Consider the following 24,011-nt stretch of genomic DNA (forward strand, 5'->3'; position numbering starts at 1 on the left):
GCCTGCTCTGAAGCCCGTTCGATCCGTCATGAATCCCATTGTGCCTGTCTCCGCGGCGGATTTGCGCCGGGTTCCGGTCAAAACGCGGATTGGGCTACATAATGGTAGGCAGTACGTAGGTCTCAGCGTCGGGAAGTTGTTCAGCATGCGGGGTTTCACCTTTCCTTGGATAGTGCATGCCTAGGGATGTCAGTGCAGCGTGGCTGCGCGCTACGGCATCGAGGATCACCATCAGTCGTTCATTCGTGCTGTGCCAGATCCCCCTCACACTGATCGTCGTGGTCATCGGTGTCACGGCGCCCCTTCTCCGGCCCGGACTGATGTCCAACCGGACGTTCGAGCTCGGCTTCTCGATGATCCTGGTGCTGCTGGCCATCTGCCTCGTCGTCCCCTGGCGTGAGCTGCCGGCCGGCAGCCTGCTCATCGTCCCCGTGCTCGACTTCATCGCGATCGCCCTGATCCGGACCGGCGCATCGGAGACCCAGCCGGCTCTCGGCGTCCTCGCCATCTTCCCCGTCCTCTGGCTCATGCGCTCCTCGCTGCCCACGTGGGCGTCGCTGACACTCACCGTGCTCGGTTCCCTGCTCATCACGGCGTGGCCGTTGTGGGGCACCTTCGACCCGGCGCTCATCCGCTCGTACCTGGGGATCCTGCTGCTGCCGATCGTCATGCTCTGCATCGGCGTCACGATCCGCGTGATGAGCCTCAACGCGCAGACACGCGAGGTCGAGATCGAACGCAAGGACCGGGAACTCAACGACCTCCTGCGGGCCGCCATCGACCGCGAACGCGTCCTGACCGCGATCCTCAACACGGTCGACGTCGGACTCACAGCCGTGGACGCCCACGGCAACACCACGCTCACCAACCGGCAGCAGGAACTCTTCAACAGGCTGGCCGCCGGCCACGACGACGACGAGGAGCACGGCAGCCTGCTCTTCGGGCCGGACCGGACCACCCCCCTGACCGTGGACCGGCGGCCGATCTACCGTGCGCTGACGGGTGAGACGTTCGCGGACCAGCTGATCTGGGTGGGCGACGGTGACGCGCAGCGCGCACTCTCGACCGCCGCACGGCCCATCAAGAACGCCGACGGCCGCATCACCGGTGCCCTCATCGCCTGCAGCGACGTGACCGAACTGGTGGAGGCGGTCTCCGCGAAGGACGCCTTCATCTCCAACATCTCCCACGAGTTCCATGCCCCGCTCACCTCCGTGCTCGGCTACCTGGAGCTGGTCATGGAGGACGAGCATCCCCTGCCCTCCCACCTCAAGGGTTACGTCGACGTGGCGGGACGCAATGCCGAGCGGGTGCTGCACCTCGTCGCCGACCTCCTCTCCACCGCGGGAGACCGCGTGAGGGTGCATCCGCGTCCCGTGGACCTGGCAGCCCTGATCGAGATGAGCGTCAGGTCGAACCGGCTGCGCGCGCAGAAGAACAACGTCAAACTCAAGTCCGACGTGCAGAGCCCCCTCTGGACCCTGATCGATCCCCTCCGGATCTCCCAGGTGCTGGACAACCTGCTCTCCAACGCCATCAAGTACTCCCCCGACGGCGGCGTGGTGAACGTCCGCGCGGAGGAGACGGAGTCGACGATCGACCTCCACGTCGAGGACCGCGGCATGGGCATGACGGAGCAGGAAGCCCGGCAGGTGTTCTCACGCTTCTACCGGACACCGGCCGCCCGCCGGGCCGACATCGACGGAGCCGGGCTCGGGCTGGCCATCACGAAATCGATCGTGGAGAGCCACGGCGGCTCGATCGACTGCGTCAGCGCACCGGGCAAGGGCAGCCGCTTCACGGTGACGCTGCCGGCCAACGGCGAAGTGAGCCGCATGCACCAGGATTCCCTCGAGGAGTCCGTCTAAGGTGGTCCCCGCTCTGACTGCCGTAGCCGCTGCCGTCGTCGCCGCGGCACTGGCCTACGCGCTGTTCCCCCTCGCCGGCAGGGATGCCCGCATCGACCTGCCCGGTTCCCTCCGCCTGCCCCTGGCGCTTCTGACGGCAGTGCTGGCGGGAGGAGGCGCCGCGCTCGTCGGGCCGTCCTGGAACCTCCCGCTCGTGGCGGTCCTCGCGGCGTTCGGCGTGCTGCTCGGGGCGATCGACGCGCGCTCGAAACTCCTGCCCAACGCGGTCCTGCTGCGGTTCACGGCCGCTACCGCCCCCCTGGTGGTCCTTGCCGCGGTCGGCAGCGGCCGTTGGAGCGGCCTGCTGGGCGCCGTGGCGGGTGGTGCCGGACTCTTCACGGTCTATCTCGTCCTCGCGCTCATCTCCCCGGCCGGCATGGGCATGGGCGACGTCAAGCTCGCCGCCGTCCTCGGCGTCTACGGCGGTTGGGCGGGCGCTGCCGCCTGGATGGGCACCCTCCTCGGCGGGTTCCTCCTGGGCGGACTGGCGGGTATCGCCGTGCTGCTGCTGCGGCGCGGATCACGCGGCTCCACCTTCCCCTTCGGGCCGGGGATGCTGCTCGCTTGCTTCGGGAGTTTCGTGCTGCTCGGGTGAGTGACAGCGGCCGACCGAGGGTTCTCCTCCGGTGGGGGTCCTCCCCGGATCATCGGGCAGGAGGTCTCAGTCGTCGGCGGTCGGATCCTGCGACGCCGAGAGGTGCGCGGCCGTGCGTCGGGACCGGGTCAGGGCTGCGCGTTCGCCCACCTGGTCGTCGCCGGGATAGGCGATCTCCTCGAGAACGAGCGGATGCGGAGCGGCCAGGATCGATCGGGCGTCCTTGACCCGCGCAGCGAGCCGCTCGGCCAGCCACGTCGGCGGCATCTCCCCCGACCCCACGCGCAGCGTCGACCCGACGAGCGCGCGGACCATGTTGTGGCAGAACGCGTCCGCCTGCACCGTCGCCGTGATCACGCCGTCGTGCCCCCGGACGAACTCGTAGCGCTGCAGCTCCCGGATGGTGGTGGCGCCCTCGCGGGGCTTGCAGAACGCAGCGAAGTCCTGCATCCCGAGCAGGTGCCCGGCTCCCTCATTGAGCAGCCGCACGTCCAGCGGCGCCGGATACCAGAGCGTCGTGTGCCGGCGGAGGGGATCCTGCCCCGACGTGGTGTCCGCGATCGCGTAGCTGTAGCGGCGCCAGAGCGCGGAGAAGCGCGCGTCGAACCCTGCCGGTGCAGGCGTGGCGGATCGCACGACGACGGCGGGGACGGAGTTCCGCACGGATCGGCCACGGCCGGTCGTGCCGTCGGTCAGCACCCGGTTGATCGTGCCTGTCAGGCGGCGCAGGAAGGCATCCGCCGGATCGACCGGACGGCCACGCGCCATCCCCTCCCATTCGGTCAGCGTGAGGTCCACGTGGGCCACCTGGCCGCGGGCGTGGACACCGGCGTCGGTCCGTCCGCCCACCGTGAGCCGGGCAGGGCGGCGCAGGAGCGTGAAGAGGGCGTCCTCGAGGATGCCCTGCACCGTGGTGAACCCGGGCTGGAGGGCCCATCCCGAGAACGGCCCGCCGTCGTAGGAGATGTCGAGGCGGACACGCAGAAGCCCGCCGCCCCCTGGGGGGACGGCGGGCTCAGGCGTGGTCATGGTGTGCGTCAGGAGTGAAGAATTACTTCTTCTCGTCCTCGACGGAACCTTCGACGACGACGACCTCGTCGGTGGAGCCTGCTTCGGCGTCGACCGTGGTCTCCTCGGCGGCGACCTCCTCGGCGGAAGCCGCCGACTCGGCCGACTCGGCCGAATCTACGGAGTCTGCCGACTCGGGCGAGTCCACGGACTCGGCGACGGGCGCGGCTGCAGCGGCGGGAGCCTTGGCCTGCTCGGCCTCGGCGACGACGGACTGCTTCGCGGACATGGGCTCCAGCACCAGTTCGATGACGGCCATGGGGGCGTTGTCGCCCTTGCGGTTGCCGATCTTGGTGATGCGGGTGTAGCCACCCTCGCGGTTGGCGACAGCCGGTGCGATGTCCGTGAACAGCTCGTGGACGATGCTCTTGCTGCTGATGACGCCGAGGACGCGGCGACGCGACGCGAGGTCACCCTTCTTCGCGAACGTGATGAGACGCTCGGCGTAGGGGCGGAGGCGCTTCGCCTTCGTCACCGTGGTGGTGATGCGCTTGTGCTCGAACAGTGAGGCGGCCAGGTTGGCGAGCATCAGGCGTTCGTGCGCCGGACCGCCTCCGAGACGTGGGCCCTTGGTGGGTGTGGGCATGGTTATTTCTCCTCATTAGGTGTCCGTCCCGCCGCTTCCCAGCGGCGGGCGGACAGATAGCGTTTTAGAGCTCTTCGTCGCCGTAGGCGGCGTCGTCCTCTTCGATGGCAGCAGCGCGGGCGGCAAGGTCGAACCCTGGAGGGGAATCCTTCAGGGAGAGACCGAGCTCGACGAGCTTCGCCTTGACCTCGTCGATGGACTTCGCACCGAAGTTGCGGATGTCCATGAGGTCCGCCTCGGAGCGCGCAACGAGTTCACCCACGGAGTGGATGCCCTCACGCTTGAGGCAGTTGTACGAGCGGACCGTCAGTTCGAGGTCCTCGATCGGCAGTGCCATGTCGGCAGCGAGCGCTGCGTCCGTCGGCGACGGGCCGATCTCGATGCCCTCGGCGGCGGTGTTCAGCTCGCGGGCGAGGCCGAACAGTTCGACCAGGGTGGTGCCGGCGGACGCGACGGCGTCGCGCGGGGCGATGGCGTCCTTCGTCTCGACATCGACGATCAGCTTGTCGAAGTCGGTGCGCTGCTCGACACGGGTCGCTTCCACGCGGAAGGTCACCTTCAGGACCGGCGAGTAGATCGAGTCGACCGGGATACGGCCGATCTCGGAGTCGCCGGACTTGTTCTGCGAGGCGGACACGTAGCCGCGGCCGCGCTCGATGGTCAGTTCGAGCTCGAACTTGCCCTTCGAGTTCAGGGTCGCGATGTGGAGGTCCGGGTTGTGGAACTCGACACCGGCGGGGGGCGCGATGTCCGCGGCGGTGACGACGCCGGGGCCCTGCTTGCGCAGGTAGGCGACGACGGGCTCGTCGTGCTCCGAGGAGACGGCGAGGTTCTTGATGTTCAGGATGATCTCGGTGACATCCTCCTTCACCCCGGGGACCGTGGTGAATTCGTGCAGCACGCCGTCGATGCGGATGCTGGTGACGGCGGCACCGGGGATCGAGGAGAGCAGCGTGCGGCGGAGCGAGTTGCCGAGGGTGTAGCCGAAGCCGGGCTCGAGGGGTTCGATGACGAACCGTGAGCGGTTGTCGGCGACTACTTCTTCAGTCAGGGTGGGGCGCTGTGCAATGAGCACTTACATTTCCTTTCAGGAAGCATCCGCTATATGACGCTTCTGTATGGGCGGGACTGCTGGTGAGCCGGCTCAAAAGCTGCTCGGAACGGCACCGAACCGCCCTGCTGGAACCGGTGGTTCCTGCAAGGCGGTGCGGTGGCCGAAGAGCGGACTAGACGCGGCGGCGCTTGGGCGGGCGGCAGCCGTTGTGCGCGCTCGGGGTGACGTCGGAGATGGAGCCGACCTCGAGACCGGTGGCCTGCAGCGAGCGGATGGCGGTCTCGCGTCCCGATCCCGGGCCCTTGACGAAGACGTCGACCTTCTTGACGCCGTGCTCCTGGGCGCGCTTGGCAGCAGCTTCTGCAGCCATCTGCGCAGCGAACGGAGTCGACTTGCGTGAGCCCTTAAAGCCGACCTCACCGGCGGAGGCCCAGGAGATGACCGCTCCGCTGGGGTCCGTGATGGACACGATCGTGTTGTTGAAGGTGCTCTTGATGTGCGCCTGACCGAGCGCGATGTTCTTCTTGTCCTTGCGACGCGGCTTACGAACCGCTCCACGAGTCTTGGGGGGCATTACTTCTCCTACGAAGGTATTGGGTAAAGCATGATTCGGCTGGTCGGAGGTGATCCGAGCCAGGGACTTGGGCCCCTGGCCGCCGGGTCCCCTGGCGTGAGGAGCGCTAGCGACTCACGTGAGGGAACGGCTAGGGACTAGCGTCCGACCTTCTTCTTGCCTGCGACCGTACGCTTCGGACCCTTGCGGGTACGTGCGTTTGTCTTCGTACGCTGTCCACGTACGGGAAGGCCGCGGCGGTGCCGAATGCCTTCGTAGCTGCCGATCTCCACCTTGCGGCGGATGTCGGCTGCGACCTCACGGCGGAGGTCACCCTCGACCTTGAAGTTGCCTTCGATGTAGTCGCGGAGCTGGACCAGCTCGGCGTCGGTGAGGTCCTTGACGCGCGTGTTCGGGGAGATCCCCGTGTCGACGATCGTCTTCTCTGCACGGGTCTTGCCCACGCCGTAGATATAGGTAAGCGCGATGACTACCCGCTTTTCGCGGGGGATGTCTACGCCAGCGAGACGTGCCATGGTGGCGGTGCTCCTTTGGTGATACCGGAGGTCTGAAGCAGGACGTCCCCGGAACAAGTGTTCCGGTCCCCGGCCTCCGAGCCGGGGGTATACATCCCCTCAGGGATGCTGTCCTGCCGTTGAATGTACTTCTACGCGCGGGAAGAGCCTCTAGGAGAGGTTCTCAGCCCTGGCGCTGCTTGTGGCGCGGGTTCTCGCAGATGACGAGAACGTTGCCTTTGCGGCGAACCACCTGGCACTTCTCGCAGATCCGCTTCACGCTCGGGTTGACCTTCATGGTTTTCCTTCGAGTTGATTCTTATTTGTAGCGGTAGACAATACGGCCCCGGGTGAGGTCGTACGGGCTGAGTTCCACTACGACCCGGTCCTCAGGAAGGATTCGAATGTAGTGCTGGCGCATCTTTCCCGAGATGTGGGCGAGGACAATGTGACCGTTGGCCAACTCAACGCGGAACATCGCGTTGGGCAGCGCCTCGTTCACAGTGCCTTCAATCTCAATGACACCGTCTTTCTTGGCCATATCCTCCGCTAACGTCTATGCCCGCCACTTGCGTGGCGGACGGGTTTGGGGTTTTGATTGTCAGGCCCGCGGAGGGCCGGAGCTCCTCGCGCGGGGACGTCTCCAGAGCCCAATTGGGCACGAAAAGCAGAGACAACCAACAGACAACTCTACGCTACTGTCCCCTGATAGTTAAATCGGGGCGGAAGCCGGCCCCGCAGTCCTGCAAGGCACCGACGAGGAAGGTCCCGCACATCCGTGCGGGACCTTCCTCGTCGGTGGCGCTGGGAGCTCCTGCCGTCAGGCTGCCAGGGGAACCGGGGTCACACCGAGGAGCTCCAGCCGCGAGGCTCCCCCGTCGGGTGCGGACAGGACCCAGATGCCACCGTCGTGCACCGCGACGCTGTGTTCCCACTGGGAGGCACGCCGGCCGTCGGTGGTGACGACCGTCCAGTCGTCGTCGAGCACGGCTGTCTCCAGCTCCCCCTGCACGAGCATCGGCTCGATGGCGAGGCACAGTCCCGGCCGGACCTTCGGGCCGCGGTTCGAACTGCGGTAGTTGAGGACGTCGGGCGCCTGGTGCATCTGCGTCCCGATGCCGTGGCCCACGTAGTCCTCGAGGATCCCGAGCGCGGGGCCGGGCACCGACGAGACGTAGTCGTCGATCGCCGCTCCGATGTCACCCACGAACCGGGCCGATGCGAGCGCCGCGATGCCGCGCCACATGGCTTCCTCGGTGACGTCCGACAGGCGCACGTCCTCCGGCCGCGCCGATCCGACGATCACCGTGCGCGCCGAATCGGAGTGCCATCCACGGACCACTGCACCGCCGTCGATCGAGATGATGTCGCCGTCCTGCAGGGTGTACCCACCCGGGATGCCGTGCACCACCTCGTGGTTCACCGACGTGCAGATGCTCGCCGGGAACCCGTGGTAGCCGAGGAAGTTCGACGTCGCACCCTTCTCCCGCAGGACGCCCTCGAACACCTCGTTGAGCTGCGCGGTGGTGACCCCGATCGCTGCGGCTGCGACCGTCCGGTCCAGCGCCTCGGAGAGCACGAGACCGGCCTCGCGCATCACGAGCATCTGGCTGGTGGTCTTGTATTCGACCTTGGGCTGGCGGAACATTCGGGGTTAGCTCGCGACCTTGAGGGCGGCCATGACGCGCTCGGTGACGTCGTCGATGCTGCCGATGCCGTCGACCTTCGTGACGATGCCGCGCTCGTCGTACCGCGACACCACCACCTCGGTCTGGTCGTGGTAGAGGCCGAGGCGGTGGCGGATGACCAGTTCGTTGTCGTCCGAACGGCCGTCGAGCTTCGCACGGCCGAGGAGCCGCTTGACGAGCTCCTCGTCGTCAGCGGTCAGCTGGAGCACGACGTCGAGCTCGAGGTCGTTCTCGCGGAGGATGTCGTCGAGCTCCGCCACCTGCGAGGCCGTGCGCGGGTAGCCGTCGAGGAGGAAGCCCTCCCGTACGTCGTCGGCCGCGAGGCGGTCACGCACCATGCTGTTGGTGACGCTATCGGGGACGAAGTCACCCGCGTCCATGAACTTCTTCGCCTCGACGCCGAGCGGGGTCTCCCGCTTCACGTTGTCGCGGAAGATGTCGCCGGTCGAGATCGCCACGACGCCGAGGCGCTCGGAGATCCGTGCGGCCTGGGTGCCCTTGCCCGATCCGGGGGGACCGATGATCAGCATTCTCGTCAACGCAACAACCCTTCGTAGTGACGCTGCTGGAGCTGTGCGTCGATCTGCTTTACGGTCTCGAGGCCCACGCCCACCATGATCAGGATCGAGGTGCCACCGAACGGGAAGTTCTGGTTTGCACCGATGGCCACCAGGGCGATCAGCGGGATCAGGGCGACGAGTCCCAGGTAGATGGCGCCGGGCAGCGTGATGCGCGACAGCACGTACTGGAGGTACTCGGCGGTGGGACGGCCCGCACGGATGCCGGGGATGAACCCGCCGTACTTCTTCATGTTCTCGGACACCTCGTCCGGATTGAACGTGATGGCTACGTAGAAGTAGGTGAAGAACACGATCAGGAGGAAATACAGCGCCATGTACAGCGGGTGGTCGCCACTGGTCAGGTACGTGGTGATCCAGTTGACCCACTCGGCCGGAGCGGTGCCGTCCTGGGGGGTGTTGAACTGTGCGATCAGGCTGGGCAGGTAGAGCATCGAGGACGCGAAGATCACGGGGATGACACCGGCCATGTTGACCTTGATCGGGATGTAGGTGCTGCTGCCGCCCAGCGTGCGGCGGCCGACCATGCGCTTGGCGTATTGCACCGGGATGCGTCGCTGCGACTGCTCCACGAAGATGACCAGCGCGACGACGACGACGCCCATGGCGAGGACGAAGGCGAACACCGTGGCGCCCTGGGTGCGCAGGATCTCACCCAGCGAGGTCGGGAAGCCGGCGGCGATAGCGGTGAAGATGAGCAGCGACATGCCGTTGCCCACGCCCTTCTCGGTGATGAGCTCGCCCATCCACATGATGAGGCCGGTACCGGCGGTCAGCGTGATGATCAGGAGGATGATCGTGATGATGGAGTCGTCCGGGATCAGGGGCACAGGGCAGTTGCCGAGCAGTGCGCCGGAGCGGGCGAGCGATACGAGGGTGGTCGCGTTGAGCAGGCCGAGCGCGATCGTCAGGTAGCGCGTGTACTGGGTGAGTCGGGACTGGCCCTGCGCGCCTTCCTGGTGCAGCTCCTGGAAACGGGGGATGACCACCCGGAGCAGCTGCGTGATGATGCTCGCCGTGATGTACGGCATGATGCCCAGCGCGAAGATGGAGACCTGCAGGAGGGCTCCGCCGCTGAAGAGGTTCACGAACTGGTAAAGGCCGCCCTCGGTGTTGCCGAGTTCGAGGCACTGCTGCACGTTGCCGTAGTCGACCCCGGGAGCGGGGATGAAGGCCCCGAGACGGAAGATGGTGATGATTCCCAGCGTGAACAACAGCTTGCGCCGCAAGTCTGGCGTCCGGAATGCCCGGCCAATAGCGCTAAGCAAGCGTCCTCCTGAAGGTCTGTTGGTCCTGACGCGGACCGTACACAACAACCGAGTCTAACGGTTGGTCACCGGTGTGAGAGAACCGGCGTGGAGCAGGGGTGGCCTCAGCCGAAAAAAGACCCTCGGTGGGCAGGTCGAGCCTGCCCACCAAGAGTCTAGTTCCAAAGTGCCGTGGATCACAGCCGCCCCTCCCCCGGTCCCGCCGGGGAAGGGCCGACCAGGAACCTACAGCTCGGTGACGGTCCCGCCTGCGGCGACGATCTTCTCTGCAGCGGATGCGGAGAAGGCGTCGACCGAGACGTTGACGGCCACGGTCAGCTCGCCGGTGCCGAGCACCTTGACGGGCTGGTTCTTGCGGACGGCACCGTTCGCCACCAGGCTCTCCACCGTGACGTCGCCGCCGTCGGGGTAGAGCTCGGAGAGCTTGTCCAGGTTCACGACCTGGAACTCGACGCGGAACGGGTTCTTGAAGCCGCGCAGCTTGGGGAGGCGCATGTGCAGCGGCAGCTGGCCGCCGGCAAATCCTGCCTTCACCTGGTAGCGGGCTGCAGTTCCCTTGGTTCCACGGCCGGCGGTCTTACCCTTCGAACCCTCACCACGGCCGACACGGGTCTTCGCCGTCTTGGCTCCGGGTGCGGGACGCAGGTGGTGGACCTTCAGTGCGTGGACGCGCTCTGCTTTTTCCTCGGCTGCGGCGGGAGCCGCAGTGTTGTTCTCTGCCATTACTTGGCCTCCTCAACCTTCAAGAGGTGCGGAACCGTGTTGATCATGCCGACAGTCACGGCATCTGCTTCACGGACCACGGTGTGGCCGATCCGCTTGAGACCGAGCGACCGCAGCGTGTCGCGCTGGTTCTGCTTGCCGCCGATGGCGGACTTGATCTGTGTGATCTCGAGCTTCGCCGAGCTCACGAGCACGTTCTTCGGAGTGATCGCGGTCATCACGCACCTGCCTTCTGAGCTGCGATCGCGCGCAGCATCTGGTGGGATGCGACCTCGTCGAGGGGCAGGCCGCGGCGGGCCGCGACTGCCTGGGGCTCTTCGAGGCGCTTCAGCGCGTCAACGGTCGCGTGAACGATGTTGATGGCGTTCGCGGAACCGAGCGACTTCGAGAGGACGTCGTGGATGCCGACGCACTCCAGTACCGCACGCACCGGACCGCCGGCGATGACGCCGGTACCCGGGGAGGCGGGACGGAGCAGGACGACGCCGGCTGCTGCCTCGCCCTGCACCAGGTGCGGGACGGTGCCACCGATGCGCGGGACGCGGAACATCGTCTTCTTGGCTTCCTCGACGGCCTTCTGGATGGCGGAGGGGACTTCCTTCGCCTTTCCGTAGCCGACGCCGACCATGCCGTTGCCGTCGCCGACCACCACGAGGGCGGTGAAGCTGAAGCGGCGGCCGCCCTTGACGACCTTTGCGACACGGTTGATGGTGACGACGCGTTCGATGAACTTGTCCTTGTCGTCGTTGCGGCCGCCGTCGCGCCCGTCACGGCCACCACGGCCGCCACGCTCGCCACCGCGGGAGTTGCCGCCACGCTCGCCACCGCGGGTGTTGCCGCGGCCACGGTTCGCGTCGGCCGACGCGTTCTCAGTTGCGCCTGCAGCCGGAGCTTCGGCTGCGGGCTGCTCTGTAGCCGTATTCAATGGGGCTTCCTTTGCCTTGTTCTCCTCGGTCACAGTGCCAGCCCACCTTCACGTGCGCCGTCTGCGATTGCTGCAACGCGACCGTGGTACTTGTTACCGCCGCGGTCGAAGACGACTGCTTCGACGCCGACGGCCTTGGCACGCTCTGCAACGAGTTCGCCAACGCGCTTGGCCTTGGCGGTCTTGTCACCGTCGAATGCACGGAGGTCCGCTTCGAGGGTGGAGGCTGATGCTACGGTCACGCCCTTGGTGTCGTCGACGACCTGCACGAATACGTGGCGGGCCGAACGGTTGACGACCAGGCGCGGACGGACGGCCGTCCCGGAGACGCGCTTGCGTACCCGGAGGTGGCGGCGTCCACGCGAGGCGGACTTGCTCTTCGAGCTGCGCTTCTTGTTGATGCTCAGACCCATGGTTACTTACCAGCCTTTCCGACCTTGCGGCGGATGATCTCGCCTGCGTAGCGGATGCCCTTGCCCTTGTACGGGTCAGGCCTGCGCAGCTTGCGGATGGTTGCAGCGACCTCGCCGACCTGCTGCTTGTTGATGCCGGCGACCGAGAGCTTGGTGGGGCTGTCGACGGTCAGCGTGATGCCCTCGGGAGCCTTGACGGCGACCGGGTGGCTGTAACCCAGGGCGAACTCGAGGTCGCTGCCCTTGGCCTGCACACGGTAACCCGTGCCCACGATCTCGAGGTTCTTCTTGTAGCCCTCGGTGACTCCGACGATCATGTTGGAGATCAGCGTGCGGGTGAGGCCGTGGAGCGACCGCGACTCGCGCTCGTCGTTCGGGCGGCTGACGGTGAGAGTGCCCTCGTTCAGGGAGATCTCGATGGGGCTGGGAACCGTGTGGCTCAGCTCGCCCTTCGAGCCCTTGACGGTGACCTCGCTGCCGTTGACATTGACCTCGACACCGGCGGGAACGGTGATGGGGAGACGTCCAATACGTGACATTTTTCTTTCCCTTTCCCGTTACCAGACGTAGGCGAGGACTTCCCCACCTACACCCTTCTTGGATGCCTGGCGGTCCGTAAGCAGACCGGAGGACGTGGACAGGATGGCGATGCCGAGGCCGCCGAGCACGTGGGGCAGGTTCGTGGACTTGGCGTACACGCGCAGGCCGGGCTTGGAGATGCGGCGGATGCCGGCGATGGAGCGCTGGCGGTCCGGTCCGAACTTGAGGTCGATGGTCAGCTTCTTGCCGACCTCCGCTTCCTCTTCCTTCCAGCCGGCGATGTAGCCCTCGGCCTTCAGGATGTCCGCGACGCGGGCCTTGAGCTTGCTGTACGGCATGGACACGGAGTCGTGGTAAGCCGAGTTTGCGTTGCGCAGACGCGTGAGCATGTCTGCGACAGGATCTGTCATTGTCATGTGGGCTCTTGCCCTTCCTCGAAACGGTTTCCGGATTCCGGTCGGCACTCAGGGTGCCGGCTGGAGCGGACCTGCAACGTAGTTAGATTAATCTTCGGATTTGAAGGGGAAGCCAAGCGCCTTGAGGAGCGCGCGGCCCTCGGCGTCGGTCTTGGCGGTGGTGACGACGGTGATGTCCATGCCACGTACGCGGTCGATCCGGTCCTGGTCGATCTCGTGGAACATCGACTGCTCGGTGAGACCGAACGTGTAGTTCCCGTTGCCGTCGAACTGCTTGCCGTTGAGGCCGCGGAAGTCGCGGATACGGGGCAGGGCGAGGGAGATCAGGCGGTCCGTGAATTCCCACATGCGGTCGCCACGGAGGGTGGCGTGTGCGCCGATGGGCATTCCTTCGCGGAGCTTGAACTGCGCGATGGACTTGCGTGCCTTGGTGACCTGTGGCTTCTGGCCGGTGATCGCGGTGAGGTCCTTGACGGCCCCGTCGATCAGCTTGGAGTCCTTGGCGGCGTCGCCGACACCCATGTTCACGACGACCTTCACCAGGCGCGGGACCTGGTTCACGTTGGCGTAGTTGAACTCTTCCTGCAGGGTGGCCTTGATCTCGGACGCGTAGCGTGCCTTGAGGCGGGGAAGAACCTTGGTCCCTGTGGTTTCGACAGTCATTACAGATCCTTCCCTGATGACTTGGCCACGCGGATGCGGACGACACGCTCGCGGCCGTCGCGCTCGACGGTCTCGGTGCGGTATCCGACGCGGGTCGGCTTCTTGGTCTCGGGGTCGACGACCGCGACGTTGCTGATGTGCACGGGCGCCTCGACGACCTCGATGCCACCGGTCTTGGTGCCGCGCTGCGACTGCCCGACCTTGGTGTGCTTCGTGATCCGGTTGATGCCTTCCACGAGGACGCGGTTGGTCTCGGGGAACACCTTCAGTACCTTGCCCTGCTTGCCGCGGTCTCCGCCGCGTTCCTGCTTGGCTCCGGTGATGACCTGCACGAGGTCACCCTTCTTGATCTTGAGCTTTGTCTTCTGTGCCATGGACTACAGCACCTCCGGCGCCAGCGAGATGATCTTCATGAAACGCTTGTCGCGGAGCTCGCGACCGACAGGGCCGAAGATACGGGTACCGCGTGGGTCGCCGTCGTTCTTCAGGATCACTGCTGCGTTCTCGTCGAACTTGATGTAGGAACCGTCCGCGCGGCGGCGTTCCTTCTTGGTGCGGACGATGACCGCCTTGACGACGTCGCCCTTCTTGACGTTGCCGCCGGGGATCGCGTCCTTCACGGTGGCGACGATGACGTCGCCGATGCCTGCGTAGCGGCGCCCGGATCCTCCGAGAACGCGGATGGTCAAGATTTCCTTGGCCCCCGTGTTGTCGGCGACCTTTAGCCGCGACTCCTGCTGAATCACTTATTACTCCTGTCGTCGCGCCGGTTCTCTTGTCGAGCCTTGCGGAACGGATATGGGTGGGCCCCGTAATACTGGTACTCAGCACGTGCACGCCTGGGCGCGCGGCTGCGCGTCGATCTTCTGCACAGTGGATTTCGTGATGAACAAGATTATCGGGCTTTTGCCTATTTGCCCGGTGTGAAGGAAACCCGTGAGGGATGCCCCGCAAGCCGAAGTCCTGGGCAGGAGATCCTGCGGAGATACCTCGTGAGGGCATGCGCCAGCCCACCAGACAGACAAGGTACTAATCGTATCGCGACAATGCCCCGGACGCGAAATCGCGTCCGGGGCATCGTCGGTGGAGCCGGCGGCCGGCTCCGGGTCGTGCTGTGGTGCTACTTGGCCTTCTCGATGACCTCGACCAGGCGCCACCGCTTGGTGGCGGACAGGGGCCGGGTCTCGCTGATCAGGACCATGTCACCGATACCGGCGACGTTCTGCTCGTCGTGCGCCTTGACCTTGGAGCTGCGGCGAAGCACCTTGCCGTACAGGCCGTGCTTCACGCGGTCCTCGACCTCGACCACGATGGTCTTCTCCATCTTGTCGGAGACGACGTACCCACGGCGTACCTTGCGGTAGCCGCGCGAGTCGGCGCCGTGGACGGCCTTCTCGGTTCCTACGGTCGTCTCGCTCTGCTGCTCACTCATTTGGCGTCCTCCTCAGAAGCCTCGGTGTCCACGGAAGGTTCGTCCTTCGTGGAGGCCTTCTTGGCTTTCTTGGGCTTGTCCGCCTTCGCGGGCTTCGCTTCCTCGACGGGAGCGACGACCTCGGGGCGGATACCCAGTTCACGCTCACGCAGCACCGTGTAGATGCGTGCGATGTCGCGCTTGACCGAACGAAGGCGACCGTGGCTTTCGAGCTGGCCGGTGGCCGACTGGAAACGGAGGTTGAACAGCTCCTCCTTGGCCTTGCGCAGTTCTTCCACCAGGCGGTCCTTATCGAAGCCGTCCAGCTGGTCTGTTGCCAGTTCCTTTGAACCCAGAGCCATAACTATTCACCACCCTCACGACGCACGATGCGTGCCTTCAACGGCAGCTTGTGGATCGCGAGGCGCAGGGCTTCGCGGGCTACCTCTTCGGAAACACCGGACAGTTCGAACAGAACCCGTCCCGGCTTGACGTTGGCCACCCACCACTCGGGCGAACCCTTACCGGAACCCATGCGGGTCTCGGCAGGCTTCTTGGTCAACGGGCGGTCCGGATAGATGTTGATCCAGACCTTGCCGCCACGCTTGATGTGGCGGGTCATGGCGATACGAGCGGACTCGATCTGGCGGTTGGTGACGTATGCCGGGCTCAGAGCCTGGATACCCCACTCGCCAAAGCTGACCTCGGTACCGCCGGTAGCAGCGCCGGAACGACCCGGGTGGTGCTGCTTACGGAACTTGACTCGACGTGGGATAAGCATTTAAGCCTGTCCTCCTTCAGTCGCAGCGGGAGCTGCGGCGGTCTCGGCGGGTGCCGCGGCACCCTGGCCCTCGGAGCGCTCGGGGGCGCGGCGACGACGGTCGCCTCCGCGGTCTCCACCACGGTCGGCGCCGGCGGGGCCACGGCCCGGACGGTCTCCACCGCGGCCACGGGACGGAGCTGCTGCAGCCTGGGCTGCGAGTTCCTTCGCCGTGACGTCACCCTTGTAGATCCAGACCTTCACGCCGATGCGGCCGAAGGTGGTCTTCGCTTCGAAGAAGCCGTAGTCGATGTTGGCGCGGAGCGTGTGCAGGGGAACGCGTCCCTCGCGGTAGAACTCCGAGCGGCTCATTTCGGCGCCACCCAGGCGACCGGAGCACTGGACACGGATGCCCTTCGCGCCGGCACGCTGTGCGGACTGCATGGCCTTCTTCATCGCGCGACGGAACGCCACGCGGGAGGAAAGCTGCTCGGCGATGCCCTGTGCGACGAGCTGCGCCTCGATCTCGGGGTTCTTGACCTCGAGGATGTTCAGCTGCACCTGCTTGCCGGTGAGCTTCTCGAGCTCGCCGCGGATGCGGTCCGCCTCTGCTCCACGGCGGCCGATGACGATGCCCGGACGTGCCGTGTGGATGTCCACGCGGACGCGGTCGCGGGTGCGCTCGATCTCGACCTTGGCGATGCCGGCACGGTCCATGCCGGTCGACATGAGCTGGCGGATCTTGATGTCTTCGCGGACGAAGTCACGGTAGCGCTGGCCCGGCTTGTTGCTGTCGGCGAACCAGTGTGACCTGTGGTCGGTGGTGATGCCGAGTCGGAACCCGTGCGGGTTTACTTTCTGTCCCACTTAGCGGACCTCCACTTTCTCAGGGGTAGCGACGACAACCGTGATGTGGCTGGTCCGCTTGTTGATGCGGAACGCGCGGCCCTGGGCTCGCGGACGGAACCGCTTCATCGTGGGGCCTTCGTCAACGAATGCTTCGCTGATGATGAGGTTGTCCTCGTCGAAGGCGACGCCGTCACGGTCCGCGAGGACTCGTGCGTTGGCCATCGCCGACTGGACCACCTTGAAAACCGGCTCCGAAGCAACCTGTGGGGCAAACTTCAGAATAGCCAGAGCCTCATTCGCCTGCTTACCACGAACAAGGTTGACGACGCGCCGGGCCTTCATAGGCGTTACGCGGATATGACGCGCAATAGCCTTGGCTTCCATTGCTTTCCTTCTCTCGTCTTAGCCGTAAGAGCAGCGCCTAGCGGCGCTTGCCCTTGCGGTCGTCCTTAACATGGCCGCGGAAAGTCCGCGTGGGAGCGAATTCGCCGAGCTTGTGCCCGACCATCGACTCGGTGACGAACACCGGGATGTGCTTGCGTCCGTCGTGCACCGCGATCGTGTGCCCGAGCATGTCGGGGACGATCATGGAGCGGCGGGACCACGTCTTGATGACGTTCTTCGTGCCCGATTCGTTCTCGCGTGCGACCTTTACATAAAGGTGCTGATCGACGAAGGGGCCTTTCTTCAGGCTGCGTGGCATGTCTCCAGGCTCCTATCGCTTGTTCTTGCCGGAACGACGGCGACGCACGATGAGTGAATCGCTCTCTTTGTTGGGGCGACGGGTACGGCCTTCGGCCTTACCGTTCGGGTTGACCGGGTGGCGTCCACCGGAGGTCTTGCCCTCGCCACCACCGTGCGGGTGGTCGACCGGGTTCATGGCGACACCGCGGACGGTCGGGCGGATGCCCTTCCAGCGGTTACGGCCGGCCTTGCCCCAGTTGATGTTCGACTGCTCGGCGTTGCCTACCTCGCCGATCGTCGCGCGGCAGCGCACGTCGACGTTGCGGATCTCGCCGGAGGGCAGTCGCAGCTGGGCGAAGCGGCCTTCCTTGGCGACGAGCTGGACCGATGCACCGGCGGAACGCGCCATCTTCGCGCCGCCACCCGGGCGGAGCTCGACGGCGTGGATGACGGTACCCACGGGGATGTTGCGCAGCGGCAGGTTGTTGCCGGGCTTGATGTCGGCCCCGGCCCCGGCCTCGACGAAGTCGCCCTGCTTGAGCTTGTTCGGCGCGATGATGTAGCGCTTGGTGCCGTCGACGTAGTGCAGGAGGGCGATGCGCGCGGTGCGGTTGGGATCGTACTCGATCTCTGCGACGCGGGCGTCGACGCCGTCCTTGTCGTGGCGGCGGAAGTCGATCAGGCGGTACTGACGCTTGTGTCCACCGCCCTTGTGGCGGGTCGTGATCTTACCGGTGTTGTTACGTCCACCCTTCTTGGGAAGGGGACGTACCAGCGACTTCTCCGGCGTCGATCGGGTGATTTCAGCGAAGTCGGCAACGCTCGAGCCACGACGGCCCGGAGTTGTCGGCTTGTATTTACGGATTCCCATAACTCAATTCCTCGTTAAAGTGGTCTCCGCTCTAGGAGAGCGGACCGCCGAAGATGTCGATCGAGCCCTCTTTGAGGGACACGATGGCACGCTTGGTGCCCTTGCGCTGGCCCCAGCCGAACTTGGTGCGCTTGCGCTTGCCAACCCGGTTGATGGTGTTGATGGAGTCGACCTTCACGGAGAAGATCTTCTCGACCGCCAGTTTGATTTCTTCCTTGTTCGAGCGGGGGTCGACCAGGAAGGTGTACTTGCCTTCGTCGATCAGGCCGTAGCTCTTCTCCGAGACGACGGGTGCAATGACGACGTCGCGCGGATCCTTTGCGATGGTGCCGCTCACTTGGCATCCTCCTCGGTGATGACAGCAGGCGTACCGACGAACTGGTCGTAGGCGGCCTTGGTGAAGATCACGTCGTCGGACACCAGCACGTCGTACGTGTTGAGCTGGTCTACATAGAGGACGTGTACCTCGGGGACGTTGCGCACCGACAGTGCGGCGACGTCGTTGGCACGCTCGATCACGACGAGCAGGCGGGGCCGCTCGGAGATCGCACGCAGGGTCTCGATGGCACCCTTGGTCGACGGCTTGCCGCCGGGAACGAGGGACTCGAGGACGTGGATACGGCCGTTGCGTGCCCGGTCCGAGAGCGCTCCGCGCAGGGCGGCGGCGATCATCTTCTTGGGGGTGCGCTGGCTGTAGTCGCGGGGGGTGGGTCCGTGGACGACACCGCCGCCGGTCATGTGGGGGGCGCGGATCGAACCCTGGCGGGCACGACCGGTTCCCTTCTGCTTGAACGGCTTGCGGCCTGCGCCACTGACCTCGGCGCGGGTCTTCGTCTTGTGCGTACCCTGGCGGGCGGCGGCAAGCTGAGCCACGACGACCTGGTGCAGCAGCGGCACGTTGGTCTGTGCGTCGAAGATCTCCGCGGGGAGATCGACGTTTACGGTGTTGGCAGCCATTTGGCTATGCTCCCTTCACGGCGGTGCGTACGAGGACGACCTGGCCGCGGGCGCCGGGGACGGCACCCTTGATCAGCAGCAGCGACTTCTCGGCGTCGACGGCGTGGACCCGGAGGTTCAGCGTGGTCTGACGAACGGCGCCCATGCGGCCTGCCATTTTCATTCCACGGAAGACGCGGCTGGGGGTGGATGCTCCACCGATGGAACCGGGCTTGCGGTGGTTCTTGTGTGCACCGTGTGAGGCTCCAACACCGTGGAACCCGTGGCGCTTCATGACACCGGCGAAGCCCTTGCCCTTGGTGGTGCCGATGACGTCGACGGTCTGGCCGGCCTCGAACATCTCGACGGAGAGTTCCTGGCCGAGCGAGTAGGTGTCGGCGTCGGACGTCCGCAGTTCGACCACGTGACGGCGGGGCGTGACGCCTGCCTTGTCGAAGTGGCCGGCGAGCGGCTTGGTGACCTTGCGGGGATCGATCTGGCCGAAGCCGATCTGGACAGCGGTGTAGCCGTCCTTGTCCTCGCTGAGGAGCTGCGTGATGACGTTCGAGTCCGCCTGGACGACGGTCACGGGGATGAGGATGTTGTTCTCGTCCCAGACCTGGGTCATGCCGAGCTTGATGCCCAGCAGGCCCTTGACCTGGCGCGTAAGTGAAGTAGACATAGGTATCCGCTCTCCCTTACAGCTTGATTTCGATGTTCACGTCCGCAGGCAGGTCGAGACGCATCAGCGAATCGACGGCCTTGGGCGTGGGATCAATGATGTCGATCAGACGCTTGTGAGTACGCATTTCGAAGTGCTCACGGCTGTCCTTGTACTTGTGCGGGGACCGGATGACAACGAAAACGTTCTTCTCCGTGGGCAGGGGCACGGGGCCCACTACCGTTGCGCCTGCGCGCGTCACCGTCTCAACGATCTTCCGTGCTGAAACATCGATGACCTCGTGGTCATATGACTTCAGCCGGATGCGGATTTTTTGTCCCGCCATGGCGTCTCGACTCTCTCTCTACATAACTGCCTGGGCAGTTCCGGTACGTACGTACATTTCCTGCGTCCGTTGTGCGACGCTTCCTGAGCAGACTGAATCCGGACAGATCCGGGTTCCTCACCCTGCCAGGGCTCCGACCCCCGCGCTCGGGCGTGTCGCACTTCCTGACACGCACGGTCCGCTGATTTCGGACGAGCCGAACGGGGTGGACTATATTTGGGCCCTGCGCCTCGGCGGACTCGATCCCTGCATCAGGCATTATCCTGACCGGGAAGAAGTCTCGAACCGCGCGCGCCGGCGCTTGAACAACTTATCCAGTGTGGCAGATTACCGCGATGATTGCGAACCGGGGCCCAGCGGGGTAGGGGTGATCTGCGCTACTGGGACGCCCCTCCCCCACCCCGGCGACAAGAAGGCCCCCGCCGTGGATACGGCGGGGGCCTTCCTGTCGCCTACCGGTCAGAGCCCGGTGGCTGGGTGATACCGAATTACTTCAGGATCTTGGTGACACGTCCCGAACCGACGGTGCGGCCGCCTTCGCGGATCGCGAAGCCGAGGCCCTCTTCCATGGCGATGGGCTGGATGAGCTCGACGGTCATCTCAGTGTTGTCGCCGGGCATGACCATCTCGGTGCCCTCGGGGAGGGTGATGACGCCGGTCACGTCCGTGGTGCGGAAGTAGAACTGCGGGCGGTAGTTCGAGTAGAACGGGTTGTGACGCCCACCCTCGTCCTTGGCCAGGATGTAGACGTTGGCCTCGAAGTCGGTGTGAGGGGTGATGGAACCCGGCTTCACGATGACCTGTCCGCGCTCTACGTCCTCGCGCTTGATGCCGCGGAGGAGCAGGCCACAGTTCTCGCCGGCCCAGGCCTCGTCGAGCTGCTTGTGGAACATCTCGATACCGGTGACCGTGGTCTTCTGGACCGGACGGATACCGACGATCTCGACCTCGGAGTTGATCGCGAGGGTTCCGCGCTCGGCGCGGCCGGTGACGACGGTTCCACGACCGGTGATCGTGAAGACGTCCTCGACGGGCATGAGGAAGGGCTTGTCCTTGTCGCGCACGGGGTCCGGCACGTTGTTGTCGACAGCTTCCATCAGTTCCTCGACGGACTTGACCCACTCGGGGTCGCCTTCGAGGGCCTTGAGGCCGGAGACGCGGACGACAGGAGCATCGTCACCGTCGAAGCCCTGCGAGCTGAGCAGCTCGCGAACTTCCATCTCCACGAGGTCGAGGAGCTCTTCGTCGTCGACCATGTCGGACTTGTTCAGGGCGACCAGCAGGTAGGGGACACCGACCTGGCGGGCGAGCAGGACGTGCTCGCGGGTCTGGGCCATGGGACCGTCGGTGGCGGCGACAACGAGGATGGCACCATCCATCTGGGCCGCACCGGTGATCATGTTCTTGATGTAGTCGGCGTGACCGGGGGCGTCTACGTGTGCGTAGTGGCGCTTCTCGGTCTGGTACTCGACGTGCGAGATGTTGATCGTGATGCCGCGCTGCTTCTCCTCGGGAGCCGAGTCGATCGACGCGAAGTCACGCTGCTCGTTGAGGGTGGGGTACTTGTCGTACAGCACCTTGGAAATGGCAGCCGTCAACGTGGTCTTTCCATGGTCGACGTGACCGATGGTGCCGATGTTAACGTGCGGCTTAGTCCGCTCGAACTTTGCCTTCGCCACGGGTTCCTCCTAGAACGTTTGAGAAGATCTGCTTCCCAGCCGCGCTTTTCGCAGCTGAAACTCATGCAAGTCTACTGGGGGCTTTTGGTTTTGATGAAATTGCTCTGCACTGCCGGTCCGACTGGTCCTGCAGCTGGGGAGGAGGGCCGGCCTGCCCTGGGACAGGCCGGCCCTCCTCCCCGTGGTCCCGTTTCCGGGAGGGGTACTACTCGCCGCGCGTCTTCTGGATGATCTCGTCGGCCACTGCCTTCGGGACCTCCGAGTAGCTGTCGAACTGCATCGAGTACACGGCACGACCCTGGGTCTTCGACCGCAGGTCACCGATGTAGCCGAACATGCCCGAGAGGGGCACGTGGGCGCGGATGACCTTGACGCCGCTTGCATCCTCCATGGACTGCATCTGGCCACGGCGGGAGTTCAGGTCACCGATGACTTCACCCATGTATTCCTCAGGGGTGCGGACCTCGACGTCCATGAGCGGCTCGAGCAGTACGGGCTGAGCCATCCGGGCGGCTTCCTTGAACGCCATGCGACCGGCGATCTTGAAGGCCATCTCGGAGGAGTCGACGTCGTGGTACGCGCCGTCGAGCAGCGTCGCCTTGATGCCGACCACGGGGTAGCCGGCGAGGACGCCGTCGTTGAGCGCGTCCTGGATGCCTGCATCGACACTCGGGATGTACTCGCGGGGCACGCGTCCACCGGTGACCTTGTTGTCGAACGAGTAGAGCTCGCCCTCGGCGGTGTCCAGCGGTTCGATCGCGATCTGGATCTTCGCGAACTGGCCCGAACCACCGGTCTGCTTCTTGTGCGTGTAGTCGTGCTTGGCGACGGCGCGCTTGATGGTCTCGCGGTAGGCCACCTGGGGCTTGCCGACGTTCGCCTCGACCTTGAACTCGCGGCGCATACGGTCCACCAGGATGTCCAGGTGGAGCTCGCCCATGCCGGCGATGATCGTCTGTCCGGTGTCCTCGTTGAGGGACACCTGGAAGGTGGGATCCTCGGCCGAGAGCTTCTGGATGGCGGTGGAGAGCTTCTCCTGGTCACCCTTGGTCTTCGGCTCGATGGCCACCGAGATCACGGGCTCCGGGAAGCTCATGGACTCGAGGACGATCTGGTTCGCCGAGTCGGACAGGGTGTCACCGGTGGTGGTGTCCTTCAGGCCGATCGCGGCATAGATGTGGCCGGCAAGGGCTTCCTCGACGGGAATCTCCTTGTTGGCGTGCATCTGGAAGAGCTTGCCGATGCGCTCCTTCTTGGTCTTCGTGGAGTTCGTCACCTGCGTGCCGGCCGAGATCTGGCCGGAGTACACGCGGATGAAGGTCAGCTGCCCGAAGAAGGGGTGCGTGGCGACCTTGAACGCGAGGGCGGAGAAGGGCTCCTCCGTGCTGGGCTTGCGCGTCAGCTCGACCTCTTCGTTCCGGGGATCGTGGCCGATCATCGGGGGGACGTCGAGGGGCGAGGGCAGGTAGTCGATGACGGCGTCGAGCATCGGCTGCACACCGCGGTTCTTGAACGCGGAGCCGCAGAGGATCGGGTAGAGCTCTGAGTTGATCGTCATCTTGCGGATGCCGGCCTTCAGCTCCTCGATGGTGATCTCCTCACCCTCGAGGTACTTGTTCATGAGCTCGTCGGACGACTCGGCGACGGTCTCGACGAGCGTCGCACGGTACTCCTCGGCCTTCGCCTGGAGGTCCGCCGGGATCTCCTGGATCTCGTACTTCGCACCCATGGTCACGTCACCCTTGGCATCGCCGGGCCACACGAGGGCACGCATGTAGAGCAGGTCGACGACGCCGATGAAGTCGTTCTCGGCACCGATGGGGAGCTGCAGCACGAGGGGCTTGGCGCCCAGGCGGCTGATGATGGTGTCGACGGTGAAGTAGAAGTCCGCGCCCAGCTTGTCCATCTTGTTGACGAAGCAGATGCGGGGGACCTCGTACTTGTCGGCCTGACGCCAGACGGTCTCCGACTGGGGCTCGACGCCCTCCTTGCCGTCGAACACGGCGACGGCGCCGTCGAGGACGCGCAGTGAGCGCTCGACCTCGACGGTGAAGTCGACGTGCCCGGGGGTGTCGATGATGTTGATCTGGTTGTTCTCCCAGAAGCAGGTGACGGCGGCGGACGTGATCGTGATGCCGCGCTCCTTCTCCTGTTCCATCCAGTCGGTGGTGGAGGCGCCGTCGTGCGTCTCGCCGATCTTGTGGTTGACACCCGTGTAGAACAGGATGCGCTCGGTAGTAGTGGTCTTGCCGGCATCGATGTGGGCCATGATGCCGATGTTGCGGACCTTGTTGAGGTCGGTAAGCACGTCCTGTGCCACGG

General features: G+C 65.2%; 34 protein-coding genes. 2 read left to right on the top strand and 32 right to left on the bottom strand.

The window, feature by feature from the left end; genetic code table 11:
* The first annotated feature begins 176 nt into the window (after positions 1 to 176).
* Positions 177 to 1,868 (top strand): ATP-binding protein, encoded by a 1,692-nt coding sequence (locus tag AC0Z9V_RS06415; protein ID WP_208739014.1) that lies wholly within the window; start codon positions 177 to 179, stop codon positions 1,866 to 1,868.
* Position 1,869: 1 nt separating this feature from the next.
* A complete protein-coding gene (locus AC0Z9V_RS06420) occupies positions 1,870 to 2,502 on the top strand; it encodes a prepilin peptidase (RefSeq protein ID WP_485141052.1) in 633 nt (210 codons plus the stop codon).
* A gap of 66 nt (positions 2,503 to 2,568) precedes the next feature.
* Here AC0Z9V_RS06420 and AC0Z9V_RS06425 read toward each other — a convergent pair whose 3' ends face one another.
* The 32 genes from AC0Z9V_RS06425 to fusA form a co-directional block, all read right to left on the bottom strand.
* Complete coding sequence (locus AC0Z9V_RS06425) at positions 2,569 to 3,531, bottom strand: tRNA pseudouridine synthase A (RefSeq protein WP_485141053.1); 963 nt, start codon at positions 3,529 to 3,531, stop codon at positions 2,569 to 2,571.
* Between the two features lie 22 nt (positions 3,532 to 3,553).
* Entirely contained in the window at positions 3,554 to 4,156 is a 603-nt protein-coding gene (gene rplQ, locus AC0Z9V_RS06430) for a 50S ribosomal protein L17 (RefSeq protein WP_133082420.1), read from the bottom strand.
* Between the two features lie 64 nt (positions 4,157 to 4,220).
* The gene (locus tag AC0Z9V_RS06435) at positions 4,221 to 5,231 is read right to left on the bottom strand and encodes a DNA-directed RNA polymerase subunit alpha (protein WP_055769255.1); all 1,011 of its coding nucleotides are present in this window, start codon (positions 5,229 to 5,231) and stop codon (positions 4,221 to 4,223) included.
* A gap of 151 nt (positions 5,232 to 5,382) precedes the next feature.
* Positions 5,383 to 5,784, bottom strand: coding sequence for a 30S ribosomal protein S11 (gene rpsK, locus AC0Z9V_RS06440; protein ID WP_026531448.1), 402 nt, complete (start codon positions 5,782 to 5,784; stop codon positions 5,383 to 5,385).
* Positions 5,785 to 5,921: 137 nt separating this feature from the next.
* Positions 5,922 to 6,299: a 30S ribosomal protein S13 gene (gene rpsM, locus AC0Z9V_RS06445; RefSeq protein WP_049829161.1), complete on the bottom strand. Its 378-nt coding sequence runs from the start codon at positions 6,297 to 6,299 to the stop codon at positions 5,922 to 5,924.
* A gap of 163 nt (positions 6,300 to 6,462) precedes the next feature.
* A complete protein-coding gene (rpmJ, locus tag AC0Z9V_RS06450) occupies positions 6,463 to 6,576 on the bottom strand; it encodes a 50S ribosomal protein L36 (protein WP_043440658.1) in 114 nt (37 codons plus the stop codon).
* 21 nt (positions 6,577 to 6,597) lie between these two features.
* Positions 6,598 to 6,819, bottom strand: coding sequence for a translation initiation factor IF-1 (gene infA / locus AC0Z9V_RS06455; protein ID WP_019481515.1), 222 nt, complete (start codon positions 6,817 to 6,819; stop codon positions 6,598 to 6,600).
* A gap of 279 nt (positions 6,820 to 7,098) precedes the next feature.
* On the bottom strand, positions 7,099 to 7,926 hold the full coding sequence (map, locus tag AC0Z9V_RS06460) for a type I methionyl aminopeptidase (RefSeq protein WP_459267174.1): 828 nt from the start codon (positions 7,924 to 7,926) through the stop codon (positions 7,099 to 7,101).
* Positions 7,927 to 7,932: 6 nt separating this feature from the next.
* Positions 7,933 to 8,496 (bottom strand): adenylate kinase, encoded by a 564-nt coding sequence (locus AC0Z9V_RS06465; RefSeq protein WP_133082578.1) that lies wholly within the window; start codon positions 8,494 to 8,496, stop codon positions 7,933 to 7,935.
* A 5-nt stretch (positions 8,497 to 8,501) separates the two neighbouring features.
* Entirely contained in the window at positions 8,502 to 9,812 is a 1,311-nt protein-coding gene (secY, locus tag AC0Z9V_RS06470; RefSeq protein ID WP_133082418.1) for a preprotein translocase subunit SecY, read from the bottom strand.
* Positions 9,813 to 10,037: 225 nt separating this feature from the next.
* Positions 10,038 to 10,535, bottom strand: coding sequence for a 50S ribosomal protein L15 (gene rplO, locus AC0Z9V_RS06475; protein ID WP_133082417.1), 498 nt, complete (start codon positions 10,533 to 10,535; stop codon positions 10,038 to 10,040).
* Positions 10,535 to 10,753: a 50S ribosomal protein L30 gene (rpmD, locus tag AC0Z9V_RS06480; protein WP_133082577.1), complete on the bottom strand. Its 219-nt coding sequence runs from the start codon at positions 10,751 to 10,753 to the stop codon at positions 10,535 to 10,537. Before rpmD ends, rplO begins: the two co-directional genes overlap by 1 nt.
* On the bottom strand, positions 10,753 to 11,460 hold the full coding sequence (gene rpsE, locus AC0Z9V_RS06485) for a 30S ribosomal protein S5 (RefSeq protein ID WP_133082416.1): 708 nt from the start codon (positions 11,458 to 11,460) through the stop codon (positions 10,753 to 10,755). The genes rpmD and rpsE overlap by 1 nt, the downstream gene beginning before the upstream one ends.
* A 29-nt stretch (positions 11,461 to 11,489) precedes the next feature.
* The gene (rplR, locus tag AC0Z9V_RS06490) at positions 11,490 to 11,873 is read right to left on the bottom strand and encodes a 50S ribosomal protein L18 (RefSeq protein WP_087076881.1); all 384 of its coding nucleotides are present in this window, start codon (positions 11,871 to 11,873) and stop codon (positions 11,490 to 11,492) included.
* Between the two features lie 2 nt (positions 11,874 to 11,875).
* Complete coding sequence (rplF, locus tag AC0Z9V_RS06495; RefSeq protein ID WP_133082415.1) at positions 11,876 to 12,412, bottom strand: 50S ribosomal protein L6; 537 nt, start codon at positions 12,410 to 12,412, stop codon at positions 11,876 to 11,878.
* Positions 12,413 to 12,430: 18 nt separating this feature from the next.
* Entirely contained in the window at positions 12,431 to 12,829 is a 399-nt protein-coding gene (gene rpsH, locus AC0Z9V_RS06500) for a 30S ribosomal protein S8 (RefSeq protein ID WP_043440638.1), read from the bottom strand.
* Positions 12,830 to 12,916: 87 nt separating this feature from the next.
* Positions 12,917 to 13,492: a 50S ribosomal protein L5 gene (gene rplE / locus AC0Z9V_RS06505; protein WP_133082414.1), complete on the bottom strand. Its 576-nt coding sequence runs from the start codon at positions 13,490 to 13,492 to the stop codon at positions 12,917 to 12,919.
* Positions 13,492 to 13,866 carry a 50S ribosomal protein L24 gene (gene rplX / locus AC0Z9V_RS06510; protein ID WP_133082413.1) on the bottom strand — a complete coding sequence of 125 codons (375 nt, stop codon included), beginning with the start codon at positions 13,864 to 13,866 and terminating at the stop codon, positions 13,492 to 13,494. Before rplX ends, rplE begins: the two co-directional genes overlap by 1 nt.
* A 3-nt stretch (positions 13,867 to 13,869) precedes the next feature.
* Positions 13,870 to 14,238 (bottom strand): 50S ribosomal protein L14, encoded by a 369-nt coding sequence (rplN, locus tag AC0Z9V_RS06515; RefSeq protein WP_049829173.1) that lies wholly within the window; start codon positions 14,236 to 14,238, stop codon positions 13,870 to 13,872.
* A gap of 374 nt (positions 14,239 to 14,612) precedes the next feature.
* A complete protein-coding gene (rpsQ, locus tag AC0Z9V_RS06520) occupies positions 14,613 to 14,924 on the bottom strand; it encodes a 30S ribosomal protein S17 (protein WP_133082412.1) in 312 nt (103 codons plus the stop codon).
* Positions 14,921 to 15,265, bottom strand: a complete 345-nt coding sequence (gene rpmC / locus AC0Z9V_RS06525; RefSeq protein ID WP_133082411.1) for a 50S ribosomal protein L29 — start codon at positions 15,263 to 15,265, stop codon at positions 14,921 to 14,923. Before rpmC ends, rpsQ begins: the two co-directional genes overlap by 4 nt.
* 2 nt (positions 15,266 to 15,267) lie before the next feature.
* A complete protein-coding gene (rplP, locus tag AC0Z9V_RS06530; protein ID WP_049829176.1) occupies positions 15,268 to 15,684 on the bottom strand; it encodes a 50S ribosomal protein L16 in 417 nt (138 codons plus the stop codon).
* Positions 15,685 to 16,530, bottom strand: a complete 846-nt coding sequence (gene rpsC, locus AC0Z9V_RS06535; protein WP_133082410.1) for a 30S ribosomal protein S3 — start codon at positions 16,528 to 16,530, stop codon at positions 15,685 to 15,687.
* Positions 16,531 to 16,896, bottom strand: a complete 366-nt coding sequence (gene rplV / locus AC0Z9V_RS06540; protein ID WP_055768073.1) for a 50S ribosomal protein L22 — start codon at positions 16,894 to 16,896, stop codon at positions 16,531 to 16,533.
* Positions 16,897 to 16,933: 37 nt separating this feature from the next.
* A complete protein-coding gene (gene rpsS, locus AC0Z9V_RS06545; RefSeq protein WP_026549122.1) occupies positions 16,934 to 17,215 on the bottom strand; it encodes a 30S ribosomal protein S19 in 282 nt (93 codons plus the stop codon).
* Between the two features lie 12 nt (positions 17,216 to 17,227).
* Positions 17,228 to 18,067 carry a 50S ribosomal protein L2 gene (gene rplB, locus AC0Z9V_RS06550; protein WP_104050959.1) on the bottom strand — a complete coding sequence of 280 codons (840 nt, stop codon included), beginning with the start codon at positions 18,065 to 18,067 and terminating at the stop codon, positions 17,228 to 17,230.
* A gap of 31 nt (positions 18,068 to 18,098) precedes the next feature.
* Positions 18,099 to 18,404 carry a 50S ribosomal protein L23 gene (gene rplW / locus AC0Z9V_RS06555; protein ID WP_026531955.1) on the bottom strand — a complete coding sequence of 102 codons (306 nt, stop codon included), beginning with the start codon at positions 18,402 to 18,404 and terminating at the stop codon, positions 18,099 to 18,101.
* Positions 18,401 to 19,024 (bottom strand): 50S ribosomal protein L4, encoded by a 624-nt coding sequence (rplD, locus tag AC0Z9V_RS06560; protein WP_133082409.1) that lies wholly within the window; start codon positions 19,022 to 19,024, stop codon positions 18,401 to 18,403. The genes rplW and rplD overlap by 4 nt, the downstream gene beginning before the upstream one ends.
* A gap of 4 nt (positions 19,025 to 19,028) precedes the next feature.
* Complete coding sequence (gene rplC, locus AC0Z9V_RS06565) at positions 19,029 to 19,685, bottom strand: 50S ribosomal protein L3 (RefSeq protein WP_133082408.1); 657 nt, start codon at positions 19,683 to 19,685, stop codon at positions 19,029 to 19,031.
* Positions 19,686 to 19,701: 16 nt separating this feature from the next.
* Positions 19,702 to 20,010, bottom strand: a complete 309-nt coding sequence (rpsJ, locus tag AC0Z9V_RS06570) for a 30S ribosomal protein S10 (RefSeq protein ID WP_026531952.1) — start codon at positions 20,008 to 20,010, stop codon at positions 19,702 to 19,704.
* A gap of 488 nt (positions 20,011 to 20,498) precedes the next feature.
* Entirely contained in the window at positions 20,499 to 21,689 is a 1,191-nt protein-coding gene (gene tuf, locus AC0Z9V_RS06575) for an elongation factor Tu (RefSeq protein ID WP_104118804.1), read from the bottom strand.
* Between the two features lie 205 nt (positions 21,690 to 21,894).
* The gene (gene fusA, locus AC0Z9V_RS06580; RefSeq protein WP_133082407.1) at positions 21,895 to 24,009 is read right to left on the bottom strand and encodes an elongation factor G; all 2,115 of its coding nucleotides are present in this window, start codon (positions 24,007 to 24,009) and stop codon (positions 21,895 to 21,897) included.
* Between the last annotated feature and the right edge of the window lie 2 nt (positions 24,010 to 24,011).

The sequence above is a fragment of the Arthrobacter sp. UYP4 genome, from assembly GCF_057291175.1.